This is a genomic window from Butyricimonas sp. Marseille-P3923 (genome assembly GCF_900184685.1).
GTDB lineage: Bacteria > Bacteroidota > Bacteroidia > Bacteroidales > Marinifilaceae > Butyricimonas > Butyricimonas muris.
The window spans coordinates 1,087,229-1,108,443 of the sequence record NZ_FXXL01000006.1 but is presented as its reverse complement, the minus strand read 5'-3'; the positions used below and the strand labels follow the sequence as shown (position 1 = coordinate 1,108,443).

Sequence of the window (21,215 nt, the reverse complement as noted above, 5' to 3'; positions counted from 1 at the left end):
CCATCTGTTTTTTTATTATCTTTTCTTGTATTCACTCGGGGGCAATGGCAACACATACTGCTCCTCGCCACAATCTGCCGCTTCAATATCCTGCCACAACATCCGTTTCACGGCAAAACGCTTATACGTGAAGAAATTTTGTCCCTCGGCTGCAAATTCCCGTATATATTCCCACAATACCCTCTCCTGCCTATCCGATTCCGACATCGGAGTATACGTGAGATTACGAGCCGCACTATACTCCTCGTAAGCAACATTCGCCTCACTCAAACTTCCAGCTTCCATAATAATAAGATACATCTCAGCCAAACGCACCACCGGCATATTTCGTTTTGCCGTAGAACTGGGATACATCTCATTATATTTCTTCGTAACACGAACATTTTGCATCATTTGATTTCTAGTCCAACTCCAATGACTCTTGTATCTCAAATCGTTCGTGTTGCCCTCGAATAAATCAGTCACGAATGAATTATAATTGGAATTATAATATCCAAGCGTAGTCATACCCGGGTTAAAACCACTCTGCTGATAATCAAACTTATCCTGATTCACGCCACACAAATGTTCCGGATAAAAAAGATTATTACCGATATTCCCTTCCACCGCCAAAGTAAACTTCGGCGTCCCGTCCTCGTTCTTCGCATCTTTCACCATCGCGGCATAACGCACGGCACCCTCCTTATCCCCCATCCACAAACGGGCACGAGCCTGCAATCCTAACACGCCGTAATAATTAAAATGACTCTTCCGGTCTGTCCAAAATCCAGAGTATTCCGTGCTGCCATCAGACGGGTAATTCAAAATCGGGTCGGACTTCTGCAACAATTGCTCGGCCTCATCCAAATCTGACACCAACAACTCCATGAACCGTTTGAAAGTATGATACGGGTAATTCTCTATGGAATTTTGTGTCACGTAAGGCAAATATTCCACGGAAGCATCCACCTGCGTTGGCATCGGTCCCCAAATCCGTATCAAATCCAAATGCAACGAAGCCCGCAAAGCCAATGCCTCACCTTTCACTATATTATAATACTCTTCACTCAATTTCTCCCGATTCTTATCACATCCCTCGATCATCGGGTTCAACGAATTGATGATTTTATAAAACGCCATAAATACATCATCCAAACCGGTTGCAAACGAAGCATTATCCAAATTATACACGTGGGCTGCCAAATCTACATTCGTGTTCGTCCATGTACACGCCAAATATTCGGCAAAACCACCCCCGCCCATATAACCGTTAGGCTTGTATATAGATGCGGCAGCTAAAACATAAGCTCCGTCCAAAGCCTGAAGAACACCATTATCTGTTTCAAACAAATTATCCGCTACAAGCGTAGTTTCCGGCACAATCGTAAGCCAATCGTTACACGCGCAACACCCCAGTGCCAAAGACGTGCATAATATATAAATACCTTTTCTTATCATGATATTTCCAAATTAGAATGAAAGCGAAAGAAAAAAATTCGGGTTACGAGAAAACGGATAACTTGTCCCCCGCTCCCGTTTAACAGTTGAAATGTAAAAAACATCCGAAAGATTCGCACCCAACGACAAACCTTTAAATCCTAACTTTCGGCAGAAGTGTTCCGAGAAATTATACGAAACATTAATATTCGTACATTGGAATACATTATCCTTTTGGACAAAAGCATCACAAGGAAAAGTATTCGTACTCGCGGAATTCAACATCAACTTCTTGTAAGGAACAACATCACCCGGTTTCTGCCAAGTATCCGATAACACGCGACGATCCTGATTAAGAATCAAGTAAGCGTTTTCCGTTTTATTTGCCAAAGTACTATTAAACTGTTTACCTCCCCATTTCACGCCAAAACCGACAGTCAACATAAACCCTTTATAAGCCAGATTCGTGGATAAATTACCATTTACCTTGGGTAAACGATCCCCCAAATAAACCATATCCTCCGCATTTTGAGCAAAAGTTACATCCCCGTCTTTCGTTAAAAACATCCGTTGTCCCGTGGCAGGGTCTACTCCCACGGTACGCAACCCGTAAATCGCATCCATAGAATAACCTTCACGGTATCGATAATACACATCAGCCGTGTACATACTTGAATTCAACTCCTTCAAGAACTTCTTATACCCCTCCGAAATCTTTTCAATAAGATTTTTCGTGTGATTAAAAGAACCCGTCACGCTCCAAGTAAAGCCCCTATTCGGATTACTGAACAAATTCACGGTAACTTTCGCATCCCATCCCTTGTTTCTAATTGAACCGGAATTAGCCTTAGCCGTCCCGAATCCATGAGATACGGGAAGTAACATTTCCGCTACCGTATTATTCGTCAACTTATCGTAATAACTGAATTCAAATTGCAAGCGACGATTCCACGTGTGCAATTCTACTCCCAGATTCAATTGGTAAGTATTTTGCCACTTCAACGTCGAGTTGCCGAATGCTTTCAAATAAGCCCCGAATCGTGACATATAATCATTTTTCGTATCCAAAGTATACACAGCCATCGCATCTTCCGGACTGAATCCCATATTCCCGGAAACGCCATAAGAACCTTTTACCTTCAACCATTGAATAAAAGGAACGTGCTCGATAAAAAACTCTTCATTACTGATATTCCACCCGGCTCCTACCGACCAAAATGTAGCCCATCGGCTATCCTCCCCGAAAGAAGACGAGCCGTTCGCGTTAAAACTCACGTCAAAGAAATAACGCATATCATAATAATAATTACCTGAAAAAATCAAAGCTATACGGCGGGTTGTATTTTTAGAACCTGTCGGATACGTGTTATCCCCATACCCCAATGCCATAGACGGGAAATCAATATTATCATTCGAGAATCCCGTGCCGGCCCATGATAACCTCTCCTCCTTTTTTTCTTCTATCTCGCCGGAACCTCCCAATGTCAACATATGTTTCTCGTTGAAAGTATTCGTGTAATTCAAATTCAAACGCCCCTGCCATTGATTGGTTTCAGTTTCGGTTCTCCCGAACCTTCCTTTCTGATTCGCTTCTTTCCCGGCAAATTGTTTATGAGAAGGAGGTACGAAATTATCGGCTTGACTAAAATTCCGGGACAGCCCCAACGTTCCCACCAAATAAAAATTCTCCGTGAAATTATACCGTACACTGGTGGAATTCCGCACATTCGTGTATCTGGTTTTATTCCAATTCCCGATATACTTATCATATATAGGATTCTCTTTTTTGCTATCGGCAGATGTAGTAAGCGGATGATCGTAATTCTCTATCAACTTACCGTTATCATCATAGGGAGTCCAATAGGGATTCATAGCCACGTAATCCGAAAATGAACCATAAGGACTATTAGCATTATTATTCGTTCCGACGGAAAGATTTTCCGAAACCATTAATTTCTTACTTTGATAACTCAGGTTTAGCGAACCGTTAAAGTTCTTACGATCAGATCCTTTCATAACACCGATAGTCTCGTCGTAAGCCAAATTGGCACTAAAACGCCACTCTTCGTTTCCTCCCATCACGTTCAAACTATGATTTTGCCCCACGCCCGTCCGCACCGGAAGAGATAACCAATCATAATCTAAGCCGTTATCCACTTTCTCTTTCAACTCTCGGTACAAATCTTGATAAGCTTCCGCGTCCCACGCACCCAATCGATATTCCAAATCCAACTTCTCTTTGGCATTCAACAAATCATAAGTACTCAAATCTGGTATTTCCAGTTTTACACTTCCCCGATAACTCACTTTCAACGTACCGGCTTGCGGCACAAGCGACGTGATCACCACAACACCGTTTGCTCCCCGGGAACCATAAATAGACGTCGCACTTGCATCTTTCAATATCGTGATACTCTCGATATCTTCATTATTCAAATCTTGCACTCGCTCCAAAGAAACCTCAAAACCATCCAGTATAAACAAAGGCAAATTCAATTCCGCCCGAGTCGCCAATTGTAAATCCTGTACGTTTGCAAAAGTAGAAGCCCCTCGCAATTGAATTTCCGGTAAAGCATTCGGGTCTGAACCATAAGCATTATTCTCCACGATACGGAAACTCGGGTCTAAATTAGATAACGTCTGTAATAAATTTCGAGAAAAATTTCGTTTAATATCTTCTTTCGTCACGCTTGTTACCGCCCCCGTGAAACTCTCCTTCGGCTTGTTAAAAATACCGGTAATCACCACCTCATCCACCTTCTGTACATCTTCCTTCATCACAATTGTCAACGGCTTCATGTCCTTTTTCACTCGTACTTTCTGTTGTTGAAAACCCACGAAAGAAAAAATCAATTCCATACTATCCCGCTTCGGCAAGTCAAAATCAAACTCACCTTTAGCATTCGTCACGAAACCCAAAGTTGTTCCTTGCACCCGAATCGTCACCCCCGGCAAGATTTCCCCTTTCTCGTCTTTCACGATTCCTTTCACCGTGATCTTCTGCAAGGTATCAGCAGATACAACCGCAGCCCGCTGAATAATAATCGTGCGATTAATCAACTTATACGTCAAATTCGTACCCTTCAAACAAGCGTTCAGCACCTCCTTTATATCCGCACCGTTATAATGCAGATTCAAGTGCTGCACGCCCTCCACGTGTCGGTCTTCATACAGGAACGTGTAATCCGTACTTTTTTCCAACAACCGAATAACAGACTCGAACGAAGCGTTCTCCACTTGCAGGGTCACCTTCGCTTCCTGACTATACACTCCTGCAGTCACTTGCATAGCCGATACTAACAAAAACAGTATCACAAACCTCATAACTAACCATGTTTTTAACCACCTTCTTTTCGAAAGAAGGTCTAAAATCCTAATTTTTTTCATACATTTGTACATTAGAGTAAAACAAATACCGGTTCATCCGGTAACGAAAGACGGGATAGTGCCAATATTCCGTCTTTCATCTTTTCAATTCATTTTTTGGTTATATATATCACATTGTCCTTGATATTAAATTTCACACTTCCGGTTACTTCCAACATTTCCACTAACTTATTAAACCCGTCATAACGTCGCACATTTCTGGAGAAACTAACCTCCCGGCACCAATCGTCCACGAACACCACTTTCACGTCATACCACCTCTCCACGATATTCATAATATCTTCCAGACGTTGTTTACGGAACACGAAATTCCCGTCCTTCCAAGCCGTGTAAGGATACACGTCCACTTTTCCCTTACTGATACCTTTTTCGCCTATCACACCTTGCTCTCCCGGTGTAAGCTCCACGCTCTTTCCTTGCTTCGAGGTCAATAACACCTTACCCGCCACTAAGGTCGTCAATTGCTGTTTTTCCTCCTTGTACGAACGAGCGTTAAACTGTGTACCCAACACCCTTATCTCGCCCTCTTCCATCTCCACCACGAAAGGCATTCCCTCGTTTTTCTCCACCTCGAAATAAGCCTCTCCCGACAGATACACCCGCCGTTCCTTCCCCGTGAATTTCACCGGGTAACGCAATCGGGAAGCAGAATTCACGTAAACCACCGTACCATCCTGCAACTTTACCTTAAACTCTCCGCCTCTCGGGACTTTCAAGGTATTATACGCTAATTCTTCCTTCCCCACGCTCTCTCCTTGATAAGAAATTCCTTGACCATCCTTCAAAATATCCACGCCATTCTCGTTCGTCAACGAATCCTGTAAATTCCCTCCCAGCAACAATCTTTCTCCCCCGGCTAATTCCAATTCCGCTTTCATCTCTCCCGGCTTTATTTCCACCACGTTCTCCACCTTCGCGACAATCGTTTTCTCCTTCTTCCCTAGAAAATGGAAAGCCACCCCCACGCACAACAGCGGTAACACGATCCCCGCGGCATACTTCATCACTTTTACCATCGGGAACAATCGCCTTCCGCCCGTGGCCTTATTCACCCGCTCCCAAGCGGCACGTTTATTTAATTCCCGAACCGCCTCTCTCCGACGTGAACGCTCTCTTCCCGCACGCAATCGTTCATACACCTCCCTATTTTTCTCGTTTTCCCGAATCCATCCCTCCAATCGCACCTTCTCCTCGGGAGTAATCTCTCCTTGCAGGTCGCTCGCAATTAACCGGGGAATATCTTCTATATATTCGTTCAAATCTTTCATTTCTTCAATTTCATACACCTATTACAATTCACATCCCATCCGGGGTGAAAAGAAAAATAAAAAAAGAATGATTTTTTTATTGATTCAATAAAACGACCAGCATACCTATATCCGCAATATTCTGTTTCAAGCGTTTATAAGCAATCTTTTTTTGTGTCTTCACCGTGTTTTCCGACACGCCCAACAATCGTGCTATCTCCTCGTTATCCTTCCCTTGCATAGCCAGCACAAAAATCTCCCTACATCTAGGTGGTAAATCCTGTTCCGTCTGAGCCAGAATACGCTCCGTCTCCTCCTCAATCACGTAATTGATAAAACAAACTCGCGAATCCAGTTCATTTACCATAGTGGCGGCATATTCATTTTTAATCCGCTCATGCTTCAAATAATTTAAAGCATTATTACGGCATACTTGATAAAGAAAAGATTTTAAATGAACCGTCGACACTATACTTTCCCGGTTATTCCACAACGAGATAAAAGCCTCTTGCACGCAATCCTCGCAAACGGCAACATCTTCCACGAAACGATGGACAAACAAGCACAAACTATCATAGAAAACATCAAAGACCTGCTGGTACACTTTCCGGTCACCAGACACTAATCCTTGTATCTCTATTGAAGTTTCCAACTTCATACTCACACCATTTAATTCATATCTCGAATTTGACAAAGATACGAAAAAAATAAAACGAGGGTATGTCAAAACACACCTCTCGTCTATAAAGTTCATAAAGTCGAGCCTTCGGCTCCTAAATTCTATAAAATCAGTTATTTAATAATATATTAATATTCAGTATCATAACACTCCAATTACCTGTACATTTGACCTTACGAACTTATGGACTTTTAGACCTTATGGACGAGAGGGTGTGTTTTGACACACCCCCGTTTTTATCTCCCTTTCATCTGATCCAACAGGGAAATCCCCACGTTGGCAAAATTCGTCAGTGAATGTTTTAATTGAGACATTTGCACCTGCTCAGCCAATTGTCTGGTTAAAGCCTCCAATTCCTTTTTCTGCTTTTTATCCCACTTCTCGCCAAGCGACGTGATCGGGTTAAAATACAAATAAGAAATTTTCTCATCCGACATCTTGGGGAACATCTCCTTACACAACCGTAAAGTTTCATCCGTATCTTCCGCCATCACGGCTTTTATCAATGCAATATACCCGTTCAAGTGTTCCTGTCCCGTCAAATGGTAAGATTCCAACAACTTTTCGGCATCCTCCACATCGGCAAGAGTCGCGTTGCGATTCCGCCCGCGGAGAATATCTTCCAGTTGCATTTCAAACAATCCCGCCACGGCAGCATCCACCTTCTCAACACCCACACCTTGCCGAAATTTCTCCACGTGCTTCAACAAATACACCATATTTCCCGAACCCACGGGCGACAACTCCCTGTTCTCGTAAATAAACCAATAAGGAGCCGAACACTTCTCGTCATCGTCCAAAGAAACCAATACTTCCTGAGCAATCCCTTTCGCTTTCTCCACGTCACGAGCCTGCACCAGAGCCTCGATATACTTCATCAAGAAATCCATATCGCGATTACCGTTCATGTACCGGACTTCCAATTTTCCGATAGAATTTTCATCCAATCCCTCCTGCACCTTCTTCAAGAACTCCTCTCCGGTTCCGGTACCGCCAATAACCCGGTGCAACAAACTTCCGTCCGTTTTCAACATCAAAAACGTCGGGTAAGACGTCACCCTGAACTTCTTCGCGATATCCCGTCCTTCCCCTTTCTCCATATCAAACTTCACGCACACGAAATGTTCATTCATATAAGCCCCGACCTCCTCTAACGGCAAAATCTTTTCCGCCATCATCTTACAAGGTCCGCACCACGAAGTATAGCAATCTACAAAAACATATTTATCTTCCGTCTTCGCCTTCTCCAATGCCTTCTCCAACGTCAAATTCTGAAAATTCGTCTGCGCAAACACGGATATAAGCACGAACATACTGACGAACGACAACAATAACTTTCTCATATTAAAACCTTTATACATGATACAATCACCATCCTATCTTTATCCGTCCGGCAGAAATTCCCAATTCCTGAGTCCCTTTATGAAGCACTTTAAAATCCTCATTCTCCACCAACTTGAAATTCAACACCTTTCTAGGATAAGTCGTGGGCGAAGTTATGATTATCGGAATCCGCATCTCCAAGGAATCCGCCGGAATCGTGTAATATTCCTCCATCACCGGATCATCAAAAGCGATATAATCCACCCCGGGGACAGCCTCCTCTGCCACGTAACTAATATCCTCGTAAGTATATTGCTTCAACGTGATCTTCCGGGGACCTTTCCCGTAATTTCCACCCACGCCCACTTTGAAATACACCGTATCTTTCGTTTTACTACCCGAGGGAAGATTAATCGTCGTATTATAATCATACAACGAGTCTACTGCCGTCATCCCGGACATTCTCATGAAAAAAATATAACTCTCCGTTCTCTCGTAAGGCTCCACGAGTTCCTCCGAACAAGAAGCCACGACAACCATGCCAATCAAAAAAACTATTATAAATGCTTTCATAACCTTCTATTTTTTAATTAAAACTCCTTCGGGGGCAATGGCAACACGTATTGCTGTATATCGCAATCATCACTATCCTCCGGCTGATTAAACATTCGCTTCACCTCGTTACGCTTATAGGTAAAGAAATTTTGCCCCTCCGCCATCAACTCCTTGATAAACTCGCGCATCACCCGCTCCTTGCGATCGCCCTCCGTGAGAGGCACGTATGTCATCTTCCGGGCAGTACAGAACTCCTCGAAAGCGGCATTCGCCTCGGTCAATGTCCCACACTCCATAATCGTCAGGTACATCTCCGATAACCGGACAACAGGCATATTCGTCGCTTCTGCCCTCGTGTCGGGACGCATACACTCGTACTTGCGACAAGTCACGTTAAACGGGGGTCTTCTTGTAGAATAAAGCCATACCTGAAAACGTAAATCACTCGTGTTATTATCATACAACTCCAAAAACGAGAAAGCCATATTCGTCATCTCGACTTTCACATTCGTCCCACCAAAAGAACTCTTGTTATAGTCAAAAACCTCCGAAACATCCACCCCGCACAAATGCTCCGGGTACATCGTCCCGTCCCAAGCCCCATCACCGAAACTACTGAAAAGCGCCTGATCGCCCAACTTGAATTTAGGAGTACCATCCGTGTTCACCGCCTCTTTCACCATTTTCGCGTAACGCAAAGCCTCTTCTTCATCACCGTACCACAAGCGAGCCCGGGATTGCAACCCCAGAACACCGTAATAATTAAAATGACATTGACGCTTCAACCATTTCGTGCTTCCGTTAGTCGTATTATTCGCAGGAAAATTCAAAATCGGGTCTGACTTCTTCAACAAAGCCTCCGCCTCGTTCAAATCCGCAAACAACTTCTCCATGTACTCGTCATACGTGTGATAAGTGTATTTCGAGGTAGAATACTCCGTGACATACGGCAAATACGTTTTCGTCCGGTCGACCTTCGTGGGCATCGGTCCCCACAAACGAATCAAATCCAAATGAACGCAAGCGCGAATCGCCAGAGCCTCCCCCTTCACGATATTATACACCTCTTCGCTTAACAACTCTTTGTTCTGCTCCATCCCGTTAATCAAGGGCGTAGCGTTAGAGATAATCTTATACAAACCCATGAAGGCACCATCAAACATACTGCCCACGAATTCATTATTTATGTTATAAATATGCTTGTTAAGATCATTCCCCATGTTCGACCACGTAGCGGCCAACCCCTCCGCGAAACCGGCTCCACCCATAATCCCGCCCGGATTATACACCGACGTCTTCATTAATATATACGTCCCGTTCAAAGCCTGCTCTACCCCTGCGTCCGTCGTGTAGAGATGATCAGCAACAATCGTCGTTTCAGGTTGTACGGTCAACCAATCCGTGCATGCGCCGGAAACCAATCCCAACGCCATCCACAATATGTAAAAACTCTTTTTCATTTTATCTATCATTAAAATTAGAAAGAACAAGAAATTGAAAAATTCGGGTTCCGGGAGAACGGGTAATCGATACCCCTTTCCCGCTTGATCGTCGAGATATAGAATATATCCGACAAATTAGCGCTAACGGTCAAAGACTCCATCCCCAAGTACTTCTTCGTGAAAACCTTCGGGAACTGGTAACCGACATTGATATTCGTGCATTGCAACACGTTATCCCTCTGCACGAACATATCACACACGTTCGTGTAATCCCGATAAGGACTCGGGTCCATTTTCGTGAACAACGCATAATCCCCGGTTTTTTCCCAACAACCGTTCAGAATTCGCCGGTCAAGATTATAAAGGAAATCCGCATTCTCCGTTCTCGCCAACAAAGTCGAGTTAAACTGTTTTCCTCCCAAGCGAACCGCGAACCCCACGTTCAACGTGATACCCTTGTAAAGCAATGACGTGGAAATCGTCCCGTTCACCTTGGGTTGACTCTCCCCGAGATACACCATATCCACCATCCTCTGGCGCAATGTCACCTGCCCGTCGTGCGTCAAATATAACCGCTTCCCTGTCAACGGATCCACACCAATCGTACGCAACCCGTATATCGCGTCCATCGAACGTCCCTCCTGATACTTGTAAAAAGTTTCATGCCCGCTCATCTTCTGGTTATCGTACTGCAATTGAGCCTCTCTATAAGTATCCGACAATTTAACCACCGTGTTGATATTACGGGAAAAACGCCCCGTCACGTTCCACGTGAACTCGCGCTCCAAATCCCGAATAATATTCGCCGTCACGTTCAACTCGTACCCCTCGTTACGAATCACCCCGATATTCGCCTTACACATTTCCACCCCGTGAGAAATAGGCAACATCATCTCCGACACCGTGTTATTCGTCCTCTTGGTATAATAATTAAACTGGAATTGCAACAAGTCATTCCACAACCCCAAATCCACGCCCACGTTCCACTGGTGCGTATTCTGCCACTTCAATTCCGGATTCCCGAACGTCTGCAAATAAGCCCCCATCCCGGATAAATACGAAACATTCGTTTCCAACTTATACGTTGCCAACGCCTCCTCCGGGGAAAATCCCATGTTACCGGACACCCCGTAAGAACCGCGGAGCTTCAGATTATTAATCACGTTCGAACACCCGTACATAAACCGCTCGTTAGTCACCGTCCAACCGCCACCCACGGAAAAGAAAGGCGCGTAACGACTCTCTTTACCAAAAGAAGAAGACCCGTCGACCCGAATACTGGCATCCAAGAAAAAGCGCATATCATAATAATAGTTACCGGAGAAAAGCAACCCGATACGGCGAGTCGTCGTTTCGCTCCCGCCGGGCATACCTTCTGCCGGGTAACTCAACGCCATGGAAGGATGACTCACGGCATCATTCATAAAACCGACAGCCGCCCAATTCACGGCATCCGACTTCCTCTCTTCCATCTCCCCGGAGAGATTAAGCGTCACCATATGCTTCTCCGCGAAAGTATTCGTGTAATCAACCCCTAAACGCACCTGCCAACGATCGTCTTTCTTGTCCATACGGTAATTCGACCCCTTTTGGTCGATTTCCTTTCCAGCGAACGACTCGTGAGAAGGAGGCGTATAAGTATTCCTCGTGTCCAATTGACGGGTCAACCCCAAGGAACCAACCAAATAAAAATTCTCCTTGAAATTATAGCGTAACGAAAACGTGTTCCGGATATTCGTGTACTCAGCCTTATTCCAACGCCCCACACTGGCGTCGTATATCGGGTTTTGCACACCAAGTCCGTCGCTACTCATCTTTAAAGGATGACTATAATCGTACACCGGCGTGCCGTCCTCGTTGTACGGATTCCAATACCGGTTCATCTGCGCGTATTCGGAGAACGCCCCATAAGGAGAATCCGAATTCGTGTTTACCCCGACAGAAAGCACCTCGTCCACCGTAAACTTATCCGAAGTGTACGTGATATGCAACGACCCGTTAAAATTATTACGCTCCGAACCTTTCATGACACCTATTTTCTCATCATACGACAAACTGGCCGCAAACTTCCAAATCTCGTCGCCCCCCATGATCGTCAGCACGTGATTTTGCCCCACGCCATTCCGCGTCGGCACCTTCAACCAATCGTAATTCTCCCCGTTATCCACGGCCGCCCGGATTCCCTTGTAAGCGTCCGTTTCCTTGTAATCATCCCAAACGCCGATCTTCTCTTCCAATTCCAACTTTTCCCTGCCACTCAGACGATCGTAAGTACTCAAATCCACGAGCTCCAACCGCAACGATCCCCGGTATTTCACCGTGACCTTCCCCGGTATCGGCTTCGCCGAAGTAATCACGATCACACCGTTCGCCCCGCGCGAACCGTAAAGTGCCGTCGCACTGGCATCCTTCAACACCGTAATATTCTCCACGTCATCATCGTTCAAGTCCATCACGCGCTGCAAAGAAACCTCGAAACCATCCAAGATAAACAACGGCAAATTCAACTCGGCACGGGAACTACTCTGCACGTCCCGGATATCTACCAGCGTGGCAGGTCCCCGCAACTGAATTTCCGGCAAAGCGTTCGGGTTCGAACCCGCGTTATTATTTTGCAAAATTCGTATACTCGGGTCTAAAATAGACAATGTTTGCACTAAATTTCTCGAGTAAGTCGCTCGAAACTCTTCCTTCGACACGGAAGTCACAGCACCGGTGAAACTCTCCTTCGGCTTATTAAAAATACCTGTCACCACCACTTCATCCACCGTCTGCAAATCTTCTTTCATCACCACCGTCAACGGCTTCATCCCGTCCTTCACGAACACATTGTGCCGTTTAAATCCCACGAAAGAGAAGATCAATTCCAGACTATCCCGCTTCGGCAAATCAAAATCGAACTCCCCCTTGGCATTCGTCACAAAACCGATAGTTGTTCCTTTCACGCGGATTGTCACCCCCGGTAAAATTTCCCCCTTCTCGTCTTTCACGATTCCCTTCACGGTAATCTTGGCAATTGAATCCGTAACCGCCGTGTACACCGGTTGAATCACAATCGTGTTGTCTACCAAACGATACGTCAACCCGGAACCTTTCAGACAAGCGTCCAGAACCACCTTGATATCAGCTTCCGTGTACTGCAAATTCAAGTTTTTGATTTGTGCCACTTGATGATCTCTATACAGGAAAGTAAAATTCGTTGAATTTTCCAACACTTTCACCACATCCTCGAAGGATGCATCCTGTAAATGAATCGTCACTCTAGCCTCTTGGCTATAAACACTCGCTGACAAATGCAGCGTCGATACAAACAGAAGTAAGACTACAAATTTCATAATCAAGCATGTTTTTAGCAACCTTTCACGCCAGGAAAGGTCATGCATTTCATTTTTTTTCATACATTTGTAAACGTTTAATGAAACAATTTCCGGTTCGTCCGGTTTCAAAAGGCGGGATACGGCCAATATCCCGTCTTTTTTATTTCTCTCTGTAAACTCTTTTTTCCAATCGTTCTACACCCCCATGACACTTCAAAAAGAAAAAGGAGGTATGTCAAATATCATTTTTTTATTTTTCCCGGATAAAAATATTATTTCCCTTAATCTCGAATTCCGTGTTCCCCGTCATTTCCAACATCTCCACGACTTTAGAAAAGTCGTCATAACGACGCATTTTTCCGGTAAAAGTAACTTCTTTCTGAGAAGCATTCTCCCAAAAAATGTTCACGTTATACCAACGGGAAACAATATTCATAATCTCCTCCAACCGTTGTTGCTTGAAAGCAAACACACCCTCCTTCCACGCCGTGTACAAATAAGTATCCACCTCCCGCGTTTCCAACTCACCCGATTTATCCAGTACAGCCTGTTCTCCCGGCTTCAACACGACAGATTCCTTCCCGACAGAGAACGCCACGGAACCATGTACCAAGGTTGTCAATATCTCCCCCTCGTCTTTGTACGCCCGAACGTCAAACCCGGTACCCAAGACTTTCACGGCAGAAGTTTTCAAATCCACGACAAACGGGTGTTCCCCGTCAGTCATCACCTCGAAATAGGCCTCCCCGGACAGGTAAACCCTCCGTTCTCCTCCCGCGAATTTCACGGGATAACGTAATTCCGATTCGGAATTCAAATACACCACCGTACCGTCACACAACGTGATTGAATACTCCCCGCCGCGGGGAACCCGCAACGTATTATACCGTACCTCTACATCAGAAGAATCCCCCACGTAACTGACTCCCTGTTCCCGAATGACAACATTCGCGCCTTGCTGCAAAAGCAAAGAATCCGTAACGTTCGTGCTCAACATTTTGGTGGTCCCGTCAGCCAGAATTAATTCCGCTTTCACCTCCCCGTGTCGGATAACTTCTGCCACTTGTTCCGGAACGACATCTTTCTTCTCTTCGTTACCCAACCAGAAGACAACAGCGCATAGCGGTATCAACATCCCGGCAGCCACGGTAGATATCCTCCGGATTCGTCGTACCCGAACATTACGTTTCCTCTTCCGCAGAACTTCCATGTACCCCTCCACGACATCCACCCGTGCCGTTTCCCGGCATTTACGCTCTATATACCCGGCATTCACCACTTCCCCGTAAAGACGCTCGTTTGCCTCATCCGCCTCTCTCCATGCCTGCAAAGCCTCCCTCTCGTCTTCACTCAACGTGCCCGAGATGGCTTTTGCCAACAAACCGGGAATTTTCTCGTGTATTCTATCGTTTTTCATATTTAAACTCGTTTACATTTGTATGACACTTCAAAAAGAAAAAGGAGGTATGCCGCCTTCAAAAAAAAATCACGCCCATGACCTACCCGTATCATACCTATAACCTGCACGAAAACAGGAATAATCCCGTATCAATTCCGGTTCACTTCCGTGTAAAACGCTATTAATTCCCTATTAAAACGCTATTAAAACCCTATACTATAATAGCGTTTTAATAGCTTATCAAAAACTTACTAATAACATTTCAAGCGGAAGTGAACCGGAATTAATACGGGATTCATACCCGATTCATATAGGTCACGGATAGAACAAGACCTTGACATCCCATTGTAAAATACAAGATGACATTACCCGAGATATCAAAAAATACCTTATAAACAGAAAAACATGAAAAGATTACCCAATCGTTCTTTTAATACCCGACGGGCATTTTGTTTCTGCTTCTTCACCGTTTCTATCGTGATTCCCAGTTCATCCGCGATTTCTTTGGCGGAATAACCTTGTATCGCACGGGAAAAGACATTCCGACTACCGGGAGGAAGTTCCTCGACGATACTCATCACGATACGGAAAGTTTCCTCTTTTATATACTCGTTCATCTCGACAACATCCATTTCTTCCGTAAATGAACGGGTCGCGTCATGACGAATCTTTTCCGCCCGCAAATGATTAAAGCATTTAAAACGTACCATCTGATAGAGATAAGCGGAGAGATTTTCAACACCGCGCAATTTTTCGCGAGTTTCCCAAACCTTCACGAAAACGTCTTGCACAATATCTTGAGCTGCCTCTTCCCGCTCAACATATTTCATTGCAAATGAGATTAATGACGGGTAATAATCAACAAACAGAGCTTGAAAAACATTCTCATCACCCCCAATTAAACGACCGATATCTATAGGTGGTTCCTCTATCATAAAACCAACGTTTGTTGATATTAATAAAATTAATCATTACGCATTTTCACGACTGAAATATGAATTAATAATCAGCGCCTTACAATTCAACATAAATCCAGTACCAGAAATAAGAGAACTATAATGAAACGTTCGATTATAGCTACAAATATATGGAAATAATTTGCATAACAGAAATCCCGTTTTCAAATTTATTCCCATTTCTATGCTATTTTGTCAGTTTAATCTGCTAATTTTGCAGATGAACAATTCATGGATAGGGGATTCACGCTTTACCGTTCGGCGGCGTAAATCACGAATCTTTAATTATTTAAATGGGATATGGAGGATATCAGGAATATCAAACAACGTTTTGAAATTATCGGTAATGACGCGAAATTAAACCGGGCGATAGAGAAAGCTGTACAAGTAGCACCCACGGACTTCACGGTACTGATTTCCGGGGAAAGTGGGGTAGGAAAAGAAATATTCCCGCGAATTATTCACAGTTACAGCACCCGCAAGCATGAACAATATATTGCCGTCAATTGTGGCGGAATCCCAGAAGGGACGATTGATTCCGAGTTATTCGGCCACGAGAAAGGTTCGTTTACCGGAGCTTTAGCCGACCGGAAAGGATATTTCGAGGTAAGTAACGGGGGAACTATTTTTCTGGATGAGGTAGGAGAATTACCCCTTTCCACGCAAGCGAAATTACTGCGCGTACTGGAAACCGGAGAATTTATCCGCGTGGGTTCGTCCAAAGTACAAAAAACAAACGTACGAGTGATAGCTGCCACAAACGTGGATCTCCCGACGGCGGTGAAAAACGGGAAATTCAGGGAAGACTTGTATTACCGGATCAACACGATTCCTATTCCCATCCCTCCCTTAAGGGATAGAAAAGAAGATATTTCTTTGCTTTTCAGGAAATTTGCCGCTGACTTCGCGGAGAAATACCGGATGCCCCCGGTAAGACTGACAGAAGATGCCGTGCAAGTGCTTGAAAACTATCGTTGGCCGGGTAACGTACGGGAACTGAAAAATATCACGGAACAAATCTCTATCCTCGAGCAGGAGAGATCGGTGGATGCCCTGACGTTAAAAGGGTATCTTCCGGCACACAACAATAGCCTTCCGGCTTTAACATCCATCCCGGAAAGCGACCATAGTTTTGCCAATGAACGGGAAATCTTGTACAAGATTCTTTTTGACATGAAAAAGGATATGAATGATTTGAAACATCTGGTGTACGATATTATGCAAAAAGAGCATATCACGCCGGAGCCGGAACCCCCGACCTCGATCGTGTTACGCGAGCTTTACGAAACACCTCAATCAGAGTTTCTTGCCCCACAACCGCCAAAATCTTTCTCGGCAGAGAAGGAAAGACATATAGAGGACACGGAAGCCGTTATTGAAGAATCGTTATCCCTTGAAGAGAAAGAGAAAGAAATGATTATCAAAGCTTTGGAGAAGAACCACGGCAAACGAAAACTGGCAGCGCAAGATTTGGGGATATCGGAAAGAACGCTGTACAGGAAATTGAAGGAATATAATATTGACAATTAATTTATGATTTACGATTTATGATTTACGATTTATGATTTACGATTTATGACTTACGATTAAAAAATTAATTCGTATTTTTGTCGAAACGATAGATTTACTCATAGTTCATTATTAAGAATCAGATGATTAAAAGAATTTTACCTATATTATTATTAGCCGTGACGTTCAGCGGGTGCAAGTTGTCAAGCGTGAAATACGCTTTCTCGGGAGTATCTCTGACCAACGGGGAGAAGACTTTCTCGGTGGATTATTTTTCGAATAAAACACCTTTTGCACCAAACTTGGGTTCTGATTTCACGGAGGCATTGAAAAAATACTTGAGGGACCGTACCAGTCTAACGGAAGTGACAGACAATAACGGGGATATCCGGTTCGAGGGACAAATCACGGGCTTTACGCAACGCCCGGTGGATATCCAACGGGATGAAGTGGCAGCACAGAACCGCCTCACGATCACTATCCGGGTGAAATACACGAACACGAAAGACGAAACTGGCAAGTCCGATTTCGACAGTAGTTTCTCGCATTACGAGGATTACGGGATAGACGTGAATTATGATGCGGCGGAACCGGAATTAATAAAGAATATCACGGACAAGATTATCGAAGACGTGTTTAATAAAGCACTTGTAAACTGGTAGAATTTGAACACGGAAGAATTAATAGATATTATACGTTCCGGACGTAACGAAGGAGAGCTTATCGGGGAGGTTGAATCACTGATAGAGCAATACCCTTATTTCTCAACGGCACGTGTCGTGTACTTGAAAATGTTACATGATACGGGACATCCGGCATACCCGGAGAAATTACGTCAAAATACCATTTTCATCCCGGATCACAAACAATTCTACCGTTACCTGCATAACCTGTTATCCCTTGAGAGTACTTCGCTCGAGCAAGTTTACCAGCAGGAACCTGTCGCCATCGAACTTCTCGAAGATCGGGAAGAAGAGAAAAAAACTCGTTTACCGATGCCGTATTACCAGCTGGAAAATGAATTTCCTGAAGAAAAAATGTTATCACTTGACGAGCTCGCGAACGAATGGTTGACCAAAAAGAAGCAAAAAGAGGAGCGACGGGATACGTTGATCGAGAAATTTATTGAAACGGAACCTTCTATCGCCAAATTCACGGGCGAAAACGTGCCTTCCCCCGAGATCACGGCAACTGACACGGATTCGACAACAGAATTTTTCTCGGAAACATTGGCTAAAATATACATCCGTCAGCAATTATATGACAAGGCTATCGCAACTTATTCGAAATTAAGTTTGAAATATCCGGAAAAAAGTGTTTACTTCGCGAGTCAGATTGAAAAAATAAAAGAGAACTTAAATAATAATACGAATTAATATGTACTTAGTTGTTTCTATTTTGATCTTTATTGTTTGCGCTTTATTAATATTGATCGTATTGGTGCAAAACTCAAAAGGCGGTGGTTTATCTTCAACCTTTGCTTCTTCAAATCAAATCATGGGTGTAAGAAAAACAACCGATTTCCTTGAAAAAGCAACGTGGACACTAGCCGGCGCTATGCTCGTTTTATGTATCGTGGCTGCCATGGTGATCCCGAGAGGTCAACAAGGTGGGAAACAATCCGCAATTCAAGAACAATTGAACCAATCGGCACCGACTCAAAGTGTTCCTGATTTCGGCGCACCGGTTAGCACGACTCCAGTGGATGACAACAGCGGAGATACCCAAGAATAACTAGAAGATTCTATATTTTATATTATAAACAAAAAAAATGTCAGTATGTCAGTCATACTGACATTTTTTTGTTTGGCACGGAATGTGTACCGTCAATGACGTATTTGATTTTAAAAATAGAGATAATTTCAATTAATAATAAACTTTTAAATTAAGAATTATGGCACTTAAGACAGTTCTTAACAAAATTATTGTAGAGCCGGTAGAGGCTGAAACTAAAACTGCTTCAGGAATCATCATCCCTGATTCCGCAAAAGAAAAACCACAAAAAGGCGTCGTAGTTGCAACCGGAAACGGAAAGCATGACGAACCGATGGAAATCAAGGTTGGCGACACCGTTTTATTCGGTAAATATTCAGGCACGGAAGCCACGATTGACGACAAGAAGTACTTGATCATGAATCAATCCGATATTCTAGTGGTTCTATAACAATTGAAAATGGAGAATTGAAAATGAATTACACGCTATCGATTTTCAATTTAAAATTTAAAATCTAAAATCTAAAATTAAAAAGGTTATGGCAAAAGAGATAAAATTTAATGTTGAAGCCCGCGATTTATTGAAGAAGGGTGTTGACGAGTTGGCAAACGCTGTAAAAGTGACACTCGGTCCCAAAGGACGTAACGTGGTTATCGAGAAAAAATTCGGTGCGCCGCATATCACGAAAGACGGTGTTTCCGTGGCAAAAGAAATCGAATTATCTGACCCGTACGCCAACATCGGTGCTCAAATGGTGAAAGAAGTGGCTTCCAAAACAGGTGACGATGCCGGTGACGGTACTACTACCGCTACTATTTTGGCTCAATCCATCATCAACGTGGGATTGAAGAACGTTACCGCCGGAGCTAACCCGATGGATTTGAAGAGAGGTATCGACAAAGCCGTTGCCGAAGTGGTGAAGAATTTGGAAAGCCAAAAAGAAGAAGTAGGAGAAAACTACGATAAGATTCGTCAAGTGGCACGTATCTCTGCTAACGGGGATGACAATATCGGTGCTTTGATTGCCGAGGCAATGGAAAAAGTAACGAAAGAAGGTGTTATCACGGTAGAAGAAGCCAAAGGAACTGAAACAGAAGTGAAAGTGGTTGAAGGTATGCAATTCGACCGCGGATATATCTCCCCGTATTTCGTGACCGACACGGAAAAGATGAACGCAGAATTCGAGAAACCGTACATCTTGCTTTACGATAAGAAAGTTTCCACGATGAAAGAATTGTTGCCCGTTCTGGAGCCCGTTGCTCAAGCCGGACGTGCATTGATTATCATCGCAGAAGACGTGGAAAGCGAAGCGCTGGCTACTTTGGTTGTAAACCGTTTGAGAGGTTCTTTGAAGATCGCGGCAGTGAAAGCCCCGGGATTCGGCGACCGCAGAAAAGAGATGCTGGAAGACATTGCCATCTTGACAGGCGGTGTTGTTATCTCCGAGGAGAAAGGTTTGAAGTTGGAAACTGCCACTTTGGATATGCTGGGATGTGCCGACAAGGTAACCATCGACAAAGAGAATACCACTATCGTGAACGGTTGCGGTTCCAAGGAAGCTATCGCGGAACGTGTAAACCAAATCAAGAAATTGATCGAACATTCTACTTCTGATTACGATAAAGAAAAACTGCAAGAGAGATTGGCTAAATTAGCCGGAGGAGTTGCCGTTCTTTACGTGGGTGCCGCTTCTGAAATCGAAATGAAAGAGAAGAAAGACCGCATCGACGATGCTTTGAGCGCAACGCGTGCCGCTATCGAGGAAGGCATCATCCCCGGAGGTGGTGTTGCATATATCCGCGCTACTGCCGCTCTTGAAAACTTGAAAGGCGAAAACGAAGACGAAACTACCGGTATCGAGATCGTGAAACGCGCTATCGAGGAACCGCTTCGCCAGATTGCCGCTAACGCCGGAGTAGAAGGCGCCGTGGTAGTTAATAAAGTGAAAGAGGGTGAAAAAGACTTCGGTTATAACGCTCGCACGGGTGTTTACGAGAACTTGTTGACAACTGGGGTTATCGACCCGAAGAAAGTGGCTCGCGTAGCTTTGGAAAACGCCGCTTCTATCGCCGGAATGTTCCTGACGACAGAATGTGTATTAGTCGAGGAAAAACAGGAAAATCCCGCTCCCGCAATGCCGCCGATGGGTGGAGGGATGCCGGGTATGATGTAATACCGACAATTAAAATAAAAAAAAGCTCCCGCATGGGGGCTTTTTTTATTTAGATTGTTATACCTTTACGTCGCAAATTCTATTTATTACAAATAACT

The 21,215-nt window shown here is 44.1% G+C and carries 16 protein-coding genes; 6 read left to right on the top strand and 10 right to left on the bottom strand.

Annotated elements, in window-relative coordinates; translation table 11 throughout:
• Nucleotides 1-15 precede the first annotated feature (15 nt).
• The 10 genes from CS948_RS10265 to CS948_RS10220 all read right to left on the bottom strand — a co-directional run bounded on the left by CS948_RS10265 (nt 16) and on the right by CS948_RS10220 (nt 15,700).
• The gene (locus tag CS948_RS10265) at nt 16-1,437 is read right to left on the bottom strand and encodes a RagB/SusD family nutrient uptake outer membrane protein (RefSeq protein ID WP_255301951.1); all 1,422 of its coding nucleotides are present in this window, start codon (nt 1,435-1,437) and stop codon (nt 16-18) included.
• 12 nt (nt 1,438-1,449) lie between these two features.
• On the bottom strand, nt 1,450-4,740 hold the full coding sequence (locus CS948_RS10260) for a SusC/RagA family TonB-linked outer membrane protein (protein ID WP_099291584.1): 3,291 nt from the start codon (nt 4,738-4,740) through the stop codon (nt 1,450-1,452).
• A 152-nt stretch (nt 4,741-4,892) separates the two neighbouring features.
• On the bottom strand, nt 4,893-6,071 hold the full coding sequence (locus tag CS948_RS10255) for a FecR family protein (RefSeq protein WP_099291583.1): 1,179 nt from the start codon (nt 6,069-6,071) through the stop codon (nt 4,893-4,895).
• A gap of 76 nt (nt 6,072-6,147) precedes the next feature.
• Nucleotides 6,148-6,708, bottom strand: a complete 561-nt coding sequence (locus CS948_RS10250; protein WP_099291582.1) for an RNA polymerase sigma-70 factor — start codon at nt 6,706-6,708, stop codon at nt 6,148-6,150.
• Between the two features lie 257 nt (nt 6,709-6,965).
• A complete protein-coding gene (locus tag CS948_RS10245; RefSeq protein ID WP_255301950.1) occupies nt 6,966-8,072 on the bottom strand; it encodes a thioredoxin family protein in 1,107 nt (368 codons plus the stop codon).
• Nucleotides 8,073-8,097: 25 nt separating this feature from the next.
• Nucleotides 8,098-8,625 carry a hypothetical protein gene (locus CS948_RS10240; RefSeq protein WP_099291581.1) on the bottom strand — a complete coding sequence of 176 codons (528 nt, stop codon included), beginning with the start codon at nt 8,623-8,625 and terminating at the stop codon, nt 8,098-8,100.
• A 17-nt stretch (nt 8,626-8,642) separates the two neighbouring features.
• A complete protein-coding gene (locus CS948_RS10235) occupies nt 8,643-10,067 on the bottom strand; it encodes a RagB/SusD family nutrient uptake outer membrane protein (RefSeq protein ID WP_099291876.1) in 1,425 nt (474 codons plus the stop codon).
• Nucleotides 10,068-10,084: 17 nt separating this feature from the next.
• Complete coding sequence (locus tag CS948_RS10230; protein ID WP_255301949.1) at nt 10,085-13,384, bottom strand: SusC/RagA family TonB-linked outer membrane protein; 3,300 nt, start codon at nt 13,382-13,384, stop codon at nt 10,085-10,087.
• Nucleotides 13,385-13,616: 232 nt separating this feature from the next.
• Entirely contained in the window at nt 13,617-14,783 is a 1,167-nt protein-coding gene (locus tag CS948_RS10225) for a FecR family protein (RefSeq protein WP_099291580.1), read from the bottom strand.
• Nucleotides 14,784-15,154: 371 nt separating this feature from the next.
• Complete coding sequence (locus tag CS948_RS10220; protein WP_099291579.1) at nt 15,155-15,700, bottom strand: RNA polymerase sigma-70 factor; 546 nt, start codon at nt 15,698-15,700, stop codon at nt 15,155-15,157.
• Nucleotides 15,701-16,021: 321 nt separating this feature from the next.
• Between CS948_RS10220 and CS948_RS10215 the strand changes: the two genes are divergently transcribed.
• The 6 genes from CS948_RS10215 to groL all read left to right on the top strand — a co-directional run bounded on the left by CS948_RS10215 (nt 16,022) and on the right by groL (nt 21,117).
• Nucleotides 16,022-17,251, top strand: a complete 1,230-nt coding sequence (locus CS948_RS10215) for a sigma-54-dependent Fis family transcriptional regulator (RefSeq protein WP_099291578.1) — start codon at nt 16,022-16,024, stop codon at nt 17,249-17,251.
• Nucleotides 17,252-17,373: 122 nt separating this feature from the next.
• The gene (locus CS948_RS10210; RefSeq protein WP_099291577.1) at nt 17,374-17,892 is read left to right on the top strand and encodes an LptE family protein; all 519 of its coding nucleotides are present in this window, start codon (nt 17,374-17,376) and stop codon (nt 17,890-17,892) included.
• Nucleotides 17,893-17,895: 3 nt separating this feature from the next.
• On the top strand, nt 17,896-18,606 hold the full coding sequence (locus CS948_RS10205) for a hypothetical protein (protein WP_099291576.1): 711 nt from the start codon (nt 17,896-17,898) through the stop codon (nt 18,604-18,606).
• A gap of 1 nt (nt 18,607) precedes the next feature.
• Nucleotides 18,608-18,964, top strand: coding sequence for a preprotein translocase subunit SecG (gene secG / locus CS948_RS10200; RefSeq protein WP_099291575.1), 357 nt, complete (start codon nt 18,608-18,610; stop codon nt 18,962-18,964).
• Between the two features lie 160 nt (nt 18,965-19,124).
• Nucleotides 19,125-19,394: a co-chaperone GroES gene (groES, locus tag CS948_RS10195; protein ID WP_099291574.1), complete on the top strand. Its 270-nt coding sequence runs from the start codon at nt 19,125-19,127 to the stop codon at nt 19,392-19,394.
• Nucleotides 19,395-19,482: 88 nt separating this feature from the next.
• Complete coding sequence (gene groL, locus CS948_RS10190; RefSeq protein WP_099291573.1) at nt 19,483-21,117, top strand: chaperonin GroEL; 1,635 nt, start codon at nt 19,483-19,485, stop codon at nt 21,115-21,117.
• Nucleotides 21,118-21,215 lie beyond the last annotated feature (98 nt).